Consider the following 14,786-nt stretch of genomic DNA (forward strand, 5'->3'; position numbering starts at 1 on the left):
AAATGAGGAAATCACCTAAAATTGACATTTTTAAAAGCAATCGTTCGTTTATAACTAATGCTATGCATTATGGTCTGATCGATCTCCGGCTCTTTGTGGCCATTGCGGAGTTGAAGAATCTGACTCGCGGCGCCGAGCGGGTTCATTTGGCGCCCTCCTCGGCGAGTCATCGCATCCGTCTGCTTGAAGCATCGATCGGCACACCGCTGCTGCTTCGCGAGGCGCGAGGGGTCAAGCTCACCCGTGCGGGCGAGTTGCTGCTTCGTCATGCACGACAGGTTTTCGCCCAACTCGAACAGATGCATGCCGACCTTTCGCCCTATGCAAAGGGAGTCAGGGGTCATGTCAGACTGTGGGCCAATACGCATGCAACCCATACATTTCTTCCTGACAGCCTCTCGGCCTTCTTGCGTTGTTACCCGCAGGTCAGCATCACGCTTGAAGAACATACGAGTCCCGAGGTCGTGATGGCCGTTGTTCGGGGAGAAGTTGAAGTCGGTGTCGTTGCGGAATCCGTCGAGGGGGTAGACGTGGAACTCATCCCTTACCGCGCCGACCGTCTGGTGCTGATCACGCCGGCTGATCATCCGCTGGCCGGGCGAACGAGCACCTCGTTTGTCGAGGTGCTGGATTTTCCCTTCGTGATGCTTCACTCGGGGTCGGCGATCCACACCTTCACGATGAACGCGGCAGCGGCGCTCGGGCGGCATCTCGAAGTCCGGATTCAGGTGCGAAGTTTCGAGGCGGTTTGTCGTATGGTGAGTGCTGGCGTAGGGCTTGGAATGGTTCCTGGAAGCGCGATTCCGGACGATACGACACGATCCTCGCTAGCCATTCTTGAGCTACAAGAGAGTTGGGCGCAGCGCGATCTCAAGGTTTGCGTGAAAAACAGGGAACTGTTGTCCGGATTTGCGGCAAGTCTGGTGGAGAGTCTGACGGGGAAACCCTTGACGTGAGTCGCTGACGTCATGGCGCGGCACGGAAATCAAGGCGTGACAGGATCAGTCTTCTGAACTCCGGTTTGATCGACCGACCGGATTGCCGCCGGTCTCCGCCGAAGGCTCCCGCTGATCCGGAAGACCCATGGCCATTTCCCCGCCATTCCGGCTCAGACGCTCGCCATGCGCTTGCGCAGACGGTCGCTCAGCGCGTCTACAGCCAGCACCAGGATGAACATTGCGATCAGTACCGTCGCCGCCTGCGCCTGCTGAAAGATCGACAGGTGGTAATAGAGCATCTGGCCGAGGCCGCCGGCGCCGACGAAGCCGAGTACGGCAGCCATGCGGATGTTCATTTCCAGCCGGTAGAGCCCGTAGGCCACGCATTGCGGCCAGACCAGCGGTTGCGTTCCGTACAGGAAGGCCGGCACGCCGCCGCTGCCGGCTTCGCGCAGGCTTTGCTCGGGCTGCCGTGGCGCGTTCTCGATCGCTTCGGCGAACAGCCGGCCGAGCACTCCGGTGGTGTGCAGCGCCAGCGCCAACGCACCGGCGAAAGGTCCGAGGCCAGCGACGAGCACCATCAGCGTTGCCCAGACCAGTTCCGGCACGCTGCGCAGCAGATTGAGGAGAAAGCGCGACAGCCTGGCGGTGGCGACCCCTTGCCGCCCGGCCGCGGGCAAGGACAGCAACAGTCCCGCCAGCGTCGCCAGCAGCGTGCCGACCATGGCCACCGAGAAGGTCTGCAAGGCGCCCCAGGCGGTCTTGCGCACGAATTCAGGGTCGAGATCGGGTGGCAGGAAGGAGATGGCAAATTTTCCCATTGCGGCTGCCGAATCGGCCGAAAACAGTGCCCCGAAATCGATCGCGAGATAGGCGAAGCTGGCCACCACGGCAGCAATCAGCAGGCCGCTGGTGAGCACGCAGGACAGGCAGAAATCAGCGGCGCCGCGTGCCGCACAGGGCTCCTGAACGTCATTCGCGTTCATGCCAACGCCCGGCGCAATGTCGCGCTCAGCGCGTCGGCGAGCAGCACCAGCAACAGGAAGACGAGGAGGATCAGGGCGGCCTCGCCGCCGTTCAGCATCTTCATCGACTGATCCATCAACTGCCCGAGCCCGCCGGCGCCGACGAAGCCCATGATTACCGACGAGCGGACCGCACACTCCCAGCGATAGACGGTGTAGGAGGTCAGTTCCTGCGCCGCGTTGGGGAGCAGTCCGTAGGCCAGCGCCGCGCAGCGGCCACTGCCCGCTTCGAGCAGCGAGCGGGCAGGGCGAGTGTCGGTCGATTCGAGGATCTCGGTGTACACCTTGCCGAGCATGCCGCCGTAGGTGACCGCCAGCGCCAGCACGCCGGCGGCTGGCCCGAGTCCGAAGACGCGCACCAGCATCAGCGCCCAGACAATCTCGGGGATCGCGCGCAATAAGGTCAGCAGCGCGCGCCCGGCGAGACGTAGCATGCTGCCACCGTGGTGGCCGGGTCCCGGCCCGATCAGCGATACCGCCAGCGGGCGTGTGCACAGGATCGCCAATGGCACCGCGATGAGCAGGGCCAGCGCGATGCCGGCGGTGGCCATTGCCAGAGTTTCCAGTGTTGCCTTGAGAAGGATGCCGAGAAAATCGGTCGACGTTTCGGGTGGCAGAAAGCCGGCAAGAAAAGCGCCCATCACCTGCAGATTATTGCCCTCGAACAGCGCCCAGGGTCGGAACTCGGCGAGCTGCAGGAGCGGCCACAGAAATCCCAGGGCGAGTACCGTCCAGCCGAGACGCGCGCGCGCGTCCGGGTCCCGGGTCGGCGGCAGGGTGCTGGTGAGCGTCTTCAATTCAGCGTCCGCGGCAGGTATCGAAGCGCACGACGGGGATCTCCACCTGGCCGTCGGTGGCTGTAACCCCAGGGTCAACGGCGGCGCCGTCGCGCGGAGATACCGGAGCCCGGGCCTGTATCGGCAAGACGCCGCCCTCGGCGGCGTATAGGTCGCGCAACATCGTCTCGCTGACGCGTGCCGTCGGCAGGTCGAAGACGATTTCGCCGGCGCGCAGACCAACGATGCGCGGAAACCACTTGAGCGCCAGGTCTACTGCATGCAGCGAAGCGAACAGGCTGGCGCCGCGACGCTCGGAGTCGGCGACCAGTTCGCAGAGCGCGGCATCGGCGAGCGTCGGGTCGAGGGCCGAGACCGGTTCGTCGGCCAGGATCAGGTCGGGTTGCTGGTAGAGGACGCGGGCGATCCCGACGCGCTGCAACTGTCCTCCCGAGAGCCGGTCGCAGCGATCGAACAGGCGGTCGGCGAGGTCGAAGCGCGCCAGTACCGCCCGCGCACCGTCGATGTCGACCGGATAGAGCAGCGAGCAAAGCCCCTTCCATGCCGGCCAGTGGCCGAGCCGGCCGGCGAGGATCGCGGTAATCACGCGCTGGCGGGGCGGAATCGGTGGCGCTTGGTGGATGGTGCCGATGCGCGCGCGCAGGCGACGCAATTCGCCGGCCGACGCCTGCCAGGGGTTGACGCCGAGGATCTCCAGGCGTCCGTCACTGGGCCGCAAGGCACTGCCGAGGAGCCGCAAGAGGCTGGTCTTGCCAGCGCCCGACGGACCGATCACCGCCACCCGCTCGCCGCGCGCAAGACGCAGCGAGATTCGCTGCAGCGCGCGAAAACCATTGCCGTGCGTCAGTCCGACGCCGGTCAGTTCGCTTGCCATGCCCTTGCCCTCCTTGCTCCCTGTCGCCGCGACGCCTGCCGACTCGGCGTCTGCGGAAGTCGCAGCATCCTTACTTGATCAGCCCGGCGCTGCGCGCCGCCCGTTCGATGCCATCATAGTTGGCCGCCGTGGTCGGCACGAACTTCGACGCGCGCTGCAGTTCCATCAGTTCGCGCTGCGCCGGGTCGGCCCGGTCGAGCTTGAGGAATGCCTGGGTGATCTTCTGGCGCAGCGCCGGGTCAAGACCGGGGCGCACCGTCCAGTTGTAGTCGAAGTAGGACGGCGTCGTGGCGATGACCTTGACCCGCCTGGCGTTGGCATCGCCCTTTTCGAGCAGTTTGTCCATTACCGAAGCATTGAGCACGCCTGCCTCGACCTTGCCGGAAGCAACGAAGGCTACGGTCGCGTCATGCGCACCGGAGAAGGCGACGTTCTTGAAATCCTTGTCAGGATCAATGCCATCCTTGAGCAGGTAGAAACGCGGCATCAGGTGTCCCGAGGTGGACGACGGCGAGCCAAAGGCGAAGGTCTTGCCCTTCAGTTCGACGAGCGACGTCACCGTGCTGTTCGCCGGCACAATGAATTTGCTGGTGAACACCTCGTCCTCTGCGCGCTGGACGATCGGGATCGCCTCGCCGCCAGTCCGCAGCTTTGCCTGTACAAAGGTGAACCCGCCGAGCCAGGCGAGATCGATCTTCTTCGCCGCAAGGCCCTCGACTACCGCGGCATAGTCGCTGACCGGCGTGAACTGCACCTTGTAGCCGGTTTCCTTCTCGAGATACTCGCCGAGCGGTCTGAACTTGCGCTGCAGTTCGGTGGGCGCCTCGTCGGGGATTGCCGAGACCCGTAACAGGTTTTCGGCGTAACTTGCAACGCTGCCGAGCATCAGGGCGAGCGCCAGGGCGCTGCGGGAAATCAGGCGGGGCAAAAGCATCATGGTCGGTTCTCCGTGAGTGGCAGGTTGGTGCGGGGCAGGGCGGTGTGCCGCCAGGGCGTGCAGGCTTTGTGCATCCCTTGGTCAGGTGCGCAGTGTAATTGGTTCCACTGCCTCGCTGGCCGGCAGCACGCGTCCGATGCAGATCGCTCGCGCATAGCCCAGGCCGCGCAGCGCGGCGATGCAGTCCGCTGCCTTTTCCGCCGGCACGCTGGCGAGTAGTCCGCCGGCGGTCTGCGGATCGAAGAGTAGTGGGTAGTTCGGGTGATGCAGGGATTCGGGCTGGTTGCGCAGCGCGCGGCGCAGGCGCACGTTGGCCGGCTGCAGCGAGCTGACGATTCCCGCTGCAATCGTTTCGGCAGCCCCCTCGAGGAGTGGCAGCGCAGCCAGGTCGATCTCGGCGTCTACCCCAGACGAGCGAGTCATCTCGACCAGATGTCCGAGCAGACCGAAGCCGGTGAGGTCGGTGCACGCGCTCGCGCCGTGCGCGATCAAGCACGGCACTGCCGCCTGGTTCGACTGTTGCATCGATTCCAAAGCCGCATCGATCCAGCGGCCGCGCGCCTGCAGCCGCGCCTGCGCCGCGAACAGGGTACCGGTGCCGAGCGGTTTGCTGAGGATCAGTGCATCGCCGGGACGCATGCCGTCCTTGCGCAGGATGCAGGCCAGGGTTGCGTCGATCAGCCCGTTGATCGCGAAACCGAGCGCCAGTTCGCGACCCTCGCCGGTATGACCGCCGACCAGCGCACAGCCGGCCTCGTTGAGCACTGCAGTGGCGCCCGCCATCATCTGGAAGACGGTGTCCTCGACCTTGCTCTCCAGTCCTGGCGGAACGGTGGCGATCGCCGTTGCCGACTGCGGCGCGCCACCCATCGCGAAGATGTCGCCGAGCGCATGATTGGCGGCGATCCTGCCGAAAAGCCAGGGGTCGTCGATGAAGGCACGAAAGAAATCGACCGTATGCACCAGCGCACTGCCCAGCGGCACCCGCAGCACCGCTGCATCGTCGGGCGCGTACAGGCCGATCAGCACATCGTCGCGTGCGATCGGGTGAACCCTTGCCAGCGCCCGTGACAGGACCGTGGCGCCGACCTTGGCGCCACAGCCGCCGCAGCGCATGGCAATAGCCGAGATCGCCTGTGTCTGCTCGGCCGCGTCGAGTGGAATCGCCTCGGACGGCGCAGGCGAGGCATTCTCGTCCATTGGCGCGAATTCGCTGAAACGGCGCATGAAGCGCCGGTCGATCCAGTCCTTCCAGCGCCACACCCAGTCACCACGCGCAAATAGCCAGCCGCGCGAGGCGACCGCGTGCCGGTCGCCGGTGCTGATCAGCGCCAGCCAGCGTCGCTGTGGGCGATACGCGAGCAGTGGCTGGCACAGGACGATTCGCCGAAGGTTTTCGGCCAGCGGTTTGCCCATCCGCACCGCGAAGACACCAGCCTTTTCCAGCGGCCGGTCGGTCAGCGATGCGCAATCACCGGCGGCGAAGATCAGCGGATCAGTCTCGCTCTGCAGGGTGTTGCGGACCCGGATGAAACCCTCGCCATCGAGCGCCAGTCCGGTCTCACGCAGCCACGGCGCGCCGCCGGCCTGCGTCACCCAGACGATCTCGTCGGCGGCGAACATCTCGCCGCTGCGCACCCGTAGATGGCCGGCGGCAACTTCGACGACTTCGCAATGGCGATGGAGAATCACGCCGCGCTCGCTCAGGACGCGCTCGAAGACGCCACGCACCGCCGCGTTGTGTGTCGGCAGAATGCTCGCGCTGGCCGAGAAGAGGTGAAAACGAAGTTCGTCGGGATCGCGACCGAGCGCAGCGAGTTCACCGCGCAGTCGGTACTGCATGGCCAGCGTCAGCTCGACGCCGCCGGCACCGGCACCGACTACGGCGATCGTTGTTGTCCCAGCGTGCGCACGCACGCGCCCAAGCAGAGCCAGCCAGCGTTCGTTGAAGCGGCGGATCGGTTTCACCGGTACCGCCTGCTCGGCAGCGCCTTCGACGCGCGCAAGCTGTGGCGTCGAGCCGATGTTGATCGACAGCACATCGTAGGGCACTGGCGGCCGCTGGCGGCACAGTACCTGGCGTGCGGCGCGGTTGATGCCGATCACTTCGTCGCGGAAATAGCGCGTGCCGGCGAATTCGGCCAGCCGCCGCAGATCGATATGCACTGCGTCGAAATCGTAGTGTCCGGCGATGTAGCCGGGCAGCATTCCCGAGTACGGCGTGTCCGTATCGGTGCAGATCACGGTCAGGCGCAGACCCGGCAACCGCTGCATGGCAAACATTCGCAGCACGCCGACGTGGCTGTGACCACCGCCAATCAGGACAATATCGCGGAGGATCGGAGTGCTTGCCGCGCGCATTCAGCTTTCCTTGACGTCGTACAGCAGACGTTTCGACACTTCCAATAATCGCTCCATCGGCAGCTTCTTCAGCCACTCGTCGTTTCTCTGGAAAAGGTCTTGTTTGCTCAGGTGCATCGCGCCGCTTCTGTCAGGTCGTCCGAAAGTTCAGCAATTATGTCATACAGATTATCGCGCGGGTGGCTTTCTTAAGGGGGTGAATGATGACGACTGTCCGGTTTGCCATGGAATACGCATCCCCCGCCGGAATGACTGAACATTTCTGGTTGGCTGGGGCGGGTTACCGGCATGTTTGACAGAAAGCGGTGGGGGCCACAGAGGGTATTGATTCGAAGTTCGCCAGCAACTGATAACCTCTATGGCGAAATTGTCTATCCCCTATGTCAATGCGAATAGTTCTCATGTATAGTGCAATGGTAATGAGCAGGGTGGCGAGCATGCCTCCGGAACAGTCACGCTGACGGTGTCTGACGGAGCAGTCGCCACTTTCCCGCGGCGCCTTGTCACCCGCAACTCGATGAAGATTGCAGATACGCATGAAGAAAGATACCGGTTCCATGAATCCCCAAGAATTGATTCCTCTATTTGACCTTCCGCTGGGTCAGGAAGGCATCGTCAGCAGCCGGCCCAACGCCATCAACGGCGAAGCGGCTGACGTGGCGCTGGCGTTGCGGCTGTTCGAGATCGGCTTTTTCGACGGAGAGCGGGTGCGCGTCGTGGCGCGCGGACATCCGGGTGGTGATCCGGTTGCGGTGCGGGTCGGCAATACGATGTTTGCCTTGCGAAAATTTGAAGCCGAGCGCGTTCTGGTCGCTCCGCTGGGAGGAAAAGAACCATGAGCACAGCCCATGCAACCTGTAACCTGGCCCTGCTGGGCAACCCGAATTGCGGCAAGACGGCACTGTTCAATCTGCTGACCGGCAGCCGGCAGAAGGTCGCCAACTATCCCGGCGTGACGGTCGACCGCAAGGAGGGACAACTCATCACGCCGTCGGGCAAACAGTTTCGCATCCTCGATTTGCCGGGCGCCTACAGTCTCAACGCGGTCAGCATCGACGAAGAAATCACCCGCGATGTGGTCCTCGGAACGCGCGCCGATGAGCGGCGCCCCGACCTGATCGTCTGTGTCAGCGACGCCACCAACCTCAAGCTCAACCTGCGGCTGGTTCTCGAAGTCAAGCGTCTGGGTCTGCCGATGGTCCTGGCGCTGAACATGACCGACCTGGCGGCGAAACGCGGCATCGTCATCGACGTTTCCGCGCTCGAGCGCGAACTGGGCATGCCGGTGGTCAGCACCGTCGCCGTCAAGCGCAGCGGTGCCAGCGAGCTGATTGCCCGGCTCGAAGCCATCCAGCCAGATACGGCCGCTCACCCGGCGTCCTGGCTGCCGCCCGATGTAGCCGATGTCACCGCCACCCAGCGCGAAGTCAGGCGCATTCTCGCGGCCACCGTCCGCGAACCGGCGATCGACATCCGTCTCGACGAGCACATCGATCGCATCGTGCTGCACCCGTTATGGGGCATGCTCATTCTGGCGGGTACGCTGTTCCTGATGTTTCAGGCGGTATTCAGTTGGGCGAGCCTGCCGATGGAGTGGATCAAGGCGGGGGTCGAAGCCGGTGGCGAGTTTCTCGTGGCTCGGATGCCGGAGGGCATCCTGCGTAGCCTGCTGGTCGACGGGATCATTGCCGGTGTTGGCAGTGTGCTGGTGTTCCTGCCGCAAATCCTGATCCTCTTCCTGTTCATTCTTGCCCTTGAAGACTCGGGCTATCTGCCACGCGCAGCGTTTCTGCTCGACCGCCTGATGGGCACTGTCGGCCTCTCGGGCCGCTCGTTCATTCCGCTGTTGTCGAGCTTTGCCTGCGCCGTCCCAGGCATCATGGCGGCGCGTACCATCTCCAATTGGCGTGACCGTCTGGTGACGATCATGATCGCGCCGCTGATGACCTGCTCGGCGCGTTTGCCGGTGTACGCGCTGATCATCGGCGCCTTCATCCCGGAAACCACGGTCGCTGGCGTATTCAACCTGCAGGGACTGGTGCTGTTCGTCCTCTACGTTGCCGGCATCGTCAGTGCGATGGCCGTCGCCGGCGCCCTCAAATTGACGGTTGGCCGTGGCCAGCAACATCCGCTGATGCTCGAATTGCCGTCGTACCGTTGGCCGCATGCTCGCAACCTGCTGCTTGGCCTGGTCGAACGCGCGCAGATATTCCTCATGCGTGTCGGCAACATCATCCTGGCGCTGATGGTGATACTCTGGTTCCTGTCGTCTTTCCCTGCGGCGCCGGAAGGCGCCAGCGGCCCGGCGATCTATTACAGTTATGCCGGCATGCTCGGTCGGGCGCTGGCAGTGATCTTTGCTCCGGTCGGCTTCAACTGGGAAATCTCGATCGCCCTGGTGCCCGGCATGGCGGCGCGCGAGGTCGCGGTCGGCGCCCTCGGCACGGTCTATGCGCTGTCGGCGGCCGGCGACGACGTCGCGACAGAGCTGGTACCCATGTTGGCGGCGGGATGGTCACTGCCGACGGCATTCTCGCTGCTCGCCTGGTACGTCTTCTCGCCACAGTGCCTGTCCACGCTTGCCGTGGTCAAGCGCGAAACCGGCTCGTGGCGTTATTCGCTGCTGATGGCCGGCTACCTGTTCGCTCTGGCGTATGGTGCGGCTTTCGTGACTTACCGGATTGCCCTTGTTCTGACCGGAGTTGGCCATGCTTGAAGAATGGATTGTCTATGGTGCGGTCATTTGCGCTACCATCTACGCGGCGCGGCGATTGCTGCCCGGCGTTCTGCGTGCGGCGCTTGTCGAATGCTATGTGACCTTGGCACAGCGTTTCGGACTGGCGCCGGCCGACGCCGGATCGTCAGGTCGGGAGGCCAGTGACAAGGCAGGCAACGCCTGCGGCGGCTGCACTGGATGCTCCGGTTGTGGCACGAAGCAGGAGCATCGCCATGTAATGATCATCAAATCCCCTGGGAAATAATAGGTTCATGTCGATACCCGTCAAACAGCTCGCATCCGGGATCAGCGTGTTGCTGTTCTTTTTTCTTCTGGTACAGCCGGTTGGCGCCAGTGCCGCGACCCTTGAAGGTGCTGTCGAGCCGGCGGCCAGCGAAATATCTCCGACAGCCGATACCGCGGACACCGTCGCCGGCGAAGCCGCTGCCAACGACGACTCCCCCAACTGGGCGGAGAGCACGCTCACCGGTGACTGGGGCGGCAAACGCAAACAACTCCACGCTGCCGGGGTTCAGGCCGATCTGCTGTACACCGCCGATTTTCTGCACAACTCCAGCGGCGGCCTGAAGAGCGGCGGCACCTATGTGGGGCACGTCGACCTGATCCTGCAGCTCGATGGGGAGAAGCTCATCGGTTGGCAAGGCGGATCAGCCTATCTGCAGTTGATCAGCAACGGTGGCGGGCGGTTCAACCTCAACTACCTGGGCAGCCTGATGGGCGCCGACAACTTCGAAGCGCCGGTCAACCGCACTGGCCTGTTCAAGGCCTGGCTGCAGCAGTCCTTTCTGGACGACAAGGCTTCGATCCGGATCGGCCTCTACCCTATCGACAGCGAGTTCTACGTTACCGATTCGTCTGGTGTCTTTCTGCATCCCTCGTTCGGAATGGCTGCCGAAGCGGCCAGTTTCGGCAGCCTCGCCGGCCCCTCGATCTACCCGACGAGTGCTTATGGCGCGCGCTTCAGGATCGACCCCGATCCGGCCTGGTACGCCATGTTGGCCATCACTCGCGGTATTCCAAGCGATCGGGTGGCCAGCGCCGGTCCCAACATCAGTTGGCACAACAGCAGCGGCAGCATGCTGATCGGCGAGTTTGGCTTTAGTCCGGTCAAGGCCGGGCTGTTCAACGATCGTCCGAGCGAGCCAGCGAAGCAGGGCGACGACTTTGCCCCGATCAGCAAGGTCGCCCTGGGTCTCTGGCGCTTCACCCCGCAGTATCCGCAACTCATCGCCGTCGATGCCGCCGGAGAAGCCCTGTCGGCGACGCACTGGGGCGCCTATCTGCTTGCCGAACAGTCGGTATATCGGATCCCGGAGTCGAATCGGGATGTCGCGCTGTTCGTGCGTTACGGTTTTACCGACGGGACGACCAGCCTCCTTGCTTATTCGGTCAGCGCCGGTCTCAGCTACCGGGGGCCGTTCTCCGGTCGCGAGAAGGATGCCTTCGGCATTGCTGCGACACGCGCGCATGTTGGCCCGCAGGGGCGGATTCAGTTGGCCAGCGACGCAGGCACGGCCCTGTCATCGACCAATGAAACCGTGCTTGAAATGACTTACCGGGCGCAACTCGCCCCCGGAATGGTGCTGCAGCCGGTCGTTCAGCGCGTCCTCAACCCGGCGCTTCATCTTGCCAACGCGATCGTTGCCGGAGTCCGCCTGCAGCTTTCGTTTTAATCACCGGATCACCCACTCCGGAACGTCCTACCCGACCAGCGAAATGGTCTCGCCGGCCTGCTGCGAAACGATTCTTGACAGCGCCGCCATCAGCTCCTCGTGATGGCGCGTGTCTTGCCAGCAACTGCCGTCCCAACGGTAATGGAAGCCCCCCGTTCTGGCGGCCACCCAGATCTCCTGCGCCGCGTCGTGCCGATTGACGATGATCTTGCTACCGTCGGAGCACTCGATTTCGAGCACGCCGTCGCTGACCATCGCATAATCGAGATCGGCGCCGCTACGTTCCAGTGCGCCTTCGACCCGCTTGAGCGCTGCATCAGCGAGTGTGTTGAATTCCCTGTCATTCATCCTGTGCTACCATCTCCAATTTTTGACACTGACCGATGCGCCAACCTCTTGCGCTGGCTTTGCTGGCAATTCTCGTGCTGGGCGCCTGTGGCACCAAGGGCAGTCTGACCTTGCCACCGGTCCCGGCGACACCGGTTGCGGCAGCGACCCCTCAGCCCGCCGCAAACACGAAAAGCGACACCGCGACTGCCAAGGATTCTAGCACGCCTGTGGAACCTGTCCGATGAGCCCCTTCGCCCGCCAGAACGGCGTACTGCACGCCGAATCCGTCTCCCTGATCGACATCGCCAGTCACTTCGGCACGCCCTGCTGGGTCTACTCGCGGCACGCGCTCGAAACGGCGTTCGACGAGTTCCAGCAGGAACTGATCGGCCTCGATTCGCTGATCTGCTATGCCGTCAAGGCCAACTCCAACCTTGCTGTGCTGGACATCTTTGCGCGTCGAGGCGCCGGCTTCGACATCGTATCGGCTGGTGAGCTCAAGCGGGTGTTGGCCGCCGGCGCCAATCCCCGGAAAATCGTCTTCTCCGGCGTTGGCAAGACGGCCGCCGAGATGGAACTGGCCCTTGGCATCGGCATCCTCTGCTTCAACGTCGAATCTGCTGCCGAGCTTGAACGTCTCGATGCGGTCGCCGGAAGGGCCGGCAAGAAAGCGCCGATCAGCCTGCGCGTCAATCCGGACGTCGACGCTAAGACTCACCCCTATATCTCGACCGGCCTCAAGGAAAACAAGTTCGGCGTCGCTTGCGCCGACGCACGGGCGCTGTACCGGCACGCCGCCACCCTGGCGAACCTCGAAATCACCGGTATCGATTGCCACATCGGTTCACAGTTGCTGCATCCGGCGCCCTTTGACGAAGCGCTCGACAAGCTGCTGCTGCTGATCGATCAGCTCACGGCGGACGGCATCGTGCTGCATCACATCGACCTTGGCGGCGGCTTGGGCATCCGCTATCGTGACGAAGAGGCGCCGACCGTCAAGGCCTACCTGCAACCGATGCTCGAGAAGCTCAAGGAGCGCCAACTGCAGGTCCTGCTCGAACCCGGACGTCGCCTGGTCGGCAATGCGGGTCTGCTGTTGACCCGGGTGGAATATCTGAAGCCTGGCGAAATCAGGAACTTCGCGATCGTCGACGCGGCGATGAACGACCTCGCCCGTCCGGCCCTGTACGGATCCTGGCACGACATCGTTCCGGTCGCTCCCCGGAGCGGGATCGCCAGCTTATGGGACATCGTCGGCCCGGTTTGCGAATCGGGCGATTTCCTCGGCCACGGCCGTCCACTGGCTCTCGCTGCCGGTGATCTCCTGGCGATCCTGTCGGCCGGCGCCTACGGCATGGTCATGAGTTCGAATTACAACACCCGACCGCGTGCTGCCGAAGTGATGGTCGACGGCGCTGCCGCCAATCTCGTCCGCCGCCGCGAAACGGTCGAGGAGCTTTATGCGCTGGAACAGCGGCTGCCGTGACCGCGAGGGCTGCTTGACCAGCCGTCGTTTGACACCCAAACAGGCTGTCTGCTGTGATGGAATTCACCCAGACGCCACCCACCCAGACGTACTTTACTGTTTTTGCAGATCCCTGCGATCCCCTGGGCAGCGCTCAACAGGACAGCAATGTTGCGCATCATGCTGCCATGGCCACGCCAAATGCCTTACCAAGGCTGACAAGGTTTCGGCAATCGGTGCCTGGAAAACACAAAAACCCTGTTCGGCCGATCAAGCCTTTTACTGAAAGTGGCAGGCGCCAGGACCGTCAGGGTGACCGCAACTTCCGCATGGGCCAGGAAGATCAGCGGTGCCCGCAGACGAACCTGTTAAGGCCGAAAAGGCCGACAGTTTTTTGCGCAGGTCGGTGCTATGGCAATCCGGGCACTCTGGAGCAGGCGAAGACTGGCGTACCAGCTTCTCGAACTCCTTGCCACAGGCGGCACACGCGTATTCGTAGATGGGCATGATGTCGATACTCCAAATGATCCTTCAAACCCGGCTATTCGCCGAAGTCGCAAACAGGACGTGATCCGTGCAAGCGTGGCGATTACCGCCAAGGCGTCATTTTCCCACTTTTGCTTTGGTGGTGCGAAAGCATTCTGGCCATGGAGGTGCGAATGAAAGTGTTGGGCAAGTCCCGCTCTGACAATTGTCAGCGACCTGAGCAAACGTCAGCAAATGCTGCCGGGTACGTTGCCGGAGCCATTCTCTGCCCCTGGAGCGCGCCGTGACGGACTTGGGTGCCGACCTCCCCTTTGGACAGGTTGCGGCAAAATCAAGGAGCACTACGGTATTGACCTGGCGGTCAATGCGCCCGGGACGCTCAACGAACGGGTGGCCTGTGAATGAACGGAGGCAGATTGCCTGCCGGTGGCGGGCCCATCGAACACCGCGAAGCTGCTGATGGTGGAGACGGACGGTGGTACCCATTGTCGAGACCGTGGCGGGCGCTGCGGACGCCCGCAAGGCGAAGCGCACGCACTGGCGAGAAGCGAAGGTCTGTATCGCACAGCGGCAGGGCGAGGCAGTTCCGAAGGCCGGCGTGACGATGGAGGGTCCCCGGGAAGCGGGTGCCATCCTGAAGCGGTTGGTCGATGCGCTGGGATTGGGCCCCAAGACCCAGGTTCACTGTGTTGGCGACGGAGCGACCTGGATCAGCCGCCAAATCGAAGAACTGTTCGGTGATCAGGGAATCATCCTGGTCGACTGGTTCCACGTCTGCGAATATCTGACCCCCGCCAGCAAGGTCTGCGCGCCGGATTCTGCCCAGGATTGGGTGGCCTCCCAGAAGGCGCGATTCCTGCTGGGACAGGCCCGCGAGGTGGTTGCAGAGATGAAACGGCACCTCGAACCCGCATCGGTCGATGACCCGCAGGCTCCGGTGCGCGTCGCCTGTCGCGATTTCTCCAACCGACTCGACCAGTTGGACTACCCCCGCGCACTGGCGCTGAATCCACCCGTCGGTTCTGGCGAGGTCGAAAGTCCTCATCGCGACCTCGTGCAGACCCACCTCAAGCGCCCAGGGGCTTGGTGGCGTGCGGACAGGACTCAAGCCATGATCCTATTTTCCTCAGTTGAACCTTCCAGACTGAAGTTTAGACACTCGC

14 protein-coding genes and 1 pseudogene are annotated in these 14,786 nt (G+C 63.3%); 8 read left to right on the plus strand and 7 right to left on the minus strand.

Annotation, left to right across the window (positions count from 1 at the left end; all coding sequences use genetic code 11):
- Window positions 1-62 precede the first annotated feature (62 nt).
- Window positions 63-956 (plus strand): LysR family transcriptional regulator, encoded by an 894-nt coding sequence (locus AW06_RS08980; protein WP_034948924.1) that lies wholly within the window; start codon window positions 63-65, stop codon window positions 954-956.
- 152 nt (window positions 957-1,108) lie between these two features.
- On the opposite strand, the gene phnE is transcribed toward AW06_RS08980, so the two are convergent.
- The 5 genes from phnE to selD form a co-directional block, all read right to left on the minus strand.
- On the minus strand, window positions 1,109-1,924 hold the full coding sequence (gene phnE, locus AW06_RS08985) for a phosphonate ABC transporter, permease protein PhnE (RefSeq protein ID WP_171047273.1): 816 nt from the start codon (window positions 1,922-1,924) through the stop codon (window positions 1,109-1,111).
- On the minus strand, window positions 1,921-2,682 hold the full coding sequence (locus AW06_RS08990) for an ABC transporter permease (protein ID WP_246148531.1): 762 nt from the start codon (window positions 2,680-2,682) through the stop codon (window positions 1,921-1,923). The genes phnE and AW06_RS08990 overlap by 4 nt, the downstream gene beginning before the upstream one ends.
- A gap of 79 nt (window positions 2,683-2,761) precedes the next feature.
- The gene (locus tag AW06_RS08995; RefSeq protein WP_273704546.1) at window positions 2,762-3,634 is read right to left on the minus strand and encodes an ATP-binding cassette domain-containing protein; all 873 of its coding nucleotides are present in this window, start codon (window positions 3,632-3,634) and stop codon (window positions 2,762-2,764) included.
- Between the two features lie 70 nt (window positions 3,635-3,704).
- Window positions 3,705-4,571 (minus strand): putative selenate ABC transporter substrate-binding protein, encoded by an 867-nt coding sequence (locus AW06_RS09000; RefSeq protein ID WP_034948926.1) that lies wholly within the window; start codon window positions 4,569-4,571, stop codon window positions 3,705-3,707.
- 81 nt (window positions 4,572-4,652) lie between these two features.
- Window positions 4,653-6,932 (minus strand): selenide, water dikinase SelD, encoded by a 2,280-nt coding sequence (selD, locus tag AW06_RS09005; RefSeq protein WP_034948929.1) that lies wholly within the window; start codon window positions 6,930-6,932, stop codon window positions 4,653-4,655.
- Window positions 6,933-7,468: 536 nt separating this feature from the next.
- Between selD and AW06_RS09010 the strand changes: the two genes are divergently transcribed.
- Genes AW06_RS09010 through AW06_RS09025 form a run of 4 tightly spaced genes read left to right on the plus strand, consistent with a single transcriptional unit; the run spans window position 7,469 to window position 11,342 of the window.
- Window positions 7,469-7,771, plus strand: coding sequence for a FeoA family protein (locus AW06_RS09010; protein ID WP_138677848.1), 303 nt, complete (start codon window positions 7,469-7,471; stop codon window positions 7,769-7,771).
- Window positions 7,768-9,648 carry a ferrous iron transporter B gene (locus AW06_RS09015; protein WP_034948931.1) on the plus strand — a complete coding sequence of 627 codons (1,881 nt, stop codon included), beginning with the start codon at window positions 7,768-7,770 and terminating at the stop codon, window positions 9,646-9,648. The genes AW06_RS09010 and AW06_RS09015 overlap by 4 nt, the downstream gene beginning before the upstream one ends.
- On the plus strand, window positions 9,641-9,913 hold the full coding sequence (locus AW06_RS09020) for a DUF6587 family protein (RefSeq protein WP_034948934.1): 273 nt from the start codon (window positions 9,641-9,643) through the stop codon (window positions 9,911-9,913). Before AW06_RS09015 ends, AW06_RS09020 begins: the two co-directional genes overlap by 8 nt.
- A gap of 7 nt (window positions 9,914-9,920) precedes the next feature.
- Window positions 9,921-11,342 carry a carbohydrate porin gene (locus AW06_RS09025; RefSeq protein ID WP_034948936.1) on the plus strand — a complete coding sequence of 474 codons (1,422 nt, stop codon included), beginning with the start codon at window positions 9,921-9,923 and terminating at the stop codon, window positions 11,340-11,342.
- A 27-nt stretch (window positions 11,343-11,369) separates the two neighbouring features.
- Here the strand turns inward: AW06_RS09025 and cyaY are convergent, their stop codons facing one another.
- Entirely contained in the window at window positions 11,370-11,690 is a 321-nt protein-coding gene (gene cyaY / locus AW06_RS09030) for an iron donor protein CyaY (RefSeq protein ID WP_034948939.1), read from the minus strand.
- A gap of 35 nt (window positions 11,691-11,725) precedes the next feature.
- On the opposite strand from cyaY, the gene AW06_RS20280 reads away from it, so the two are divergent.
- The gene (locus tag AW06_RS20280) at window positions 11,726-11,917 is read left to right on the plus strand and encodes a lipoprotein (RefSeq protein ID WP_138677845.1); all 192 of its coding nucleotides are present in this window, start codon (window positions 11,726-11,728) and stop codon (window positions 11,915-11,917) included.
- Entirely contained in the window at window positions 11,914-13,158 is a 1,245-nt protein-coding gene (lysA, locus tag AW06_RS09035; RefSeq protein WP_034948941.1) for a diaminopimelate decarboxylase, read from the plus strand. Before AW06_RS20280 ends, lysA begins: the two co-directional genes overlap by 4 nt.
- Window positions 13,159-13,416: 258 nt before the next feature.
- Here lysA and AW06_RS09040 read toward each other — a convergent pair whose 3' ends face one another.
- Window positions 13,417-13,644 carry a zinc ribbon domain-containing protein gene (locus tag AW06_RS09040; RefSeq protein WP_034948944.1) on the minus strand — a complete coding sequence of 76 codons (228 nt, stop codon included), beginning with the start codon at window positions 13,642-13,644 and terminating at the stop codon, window positions 13,417-13,419.
- A gap of 454 nt (window positions 13,645-14,098) precedes the next feature.
- On the opposite strand from AW06_RS09040, the pseudogene AW06_RS09045 reads away from it, so the two are divergent.
- Window positions 14,099-14,786: pseudogene (locus AW06_RS09045) on the plus strand (ISKra4 family transposase); the annotation flags it as partial.

The sequence above is a fragment of the Candidatus Accumulibacter cognatus genome (assembly GCF_000584975.1).
GTDB lineage: Bacteria > Pseudomonadota > Gammaproteobacteria > Burkholderiales > Rhodocyclaceae > Accumulibacter > Accumulibacter cognatus.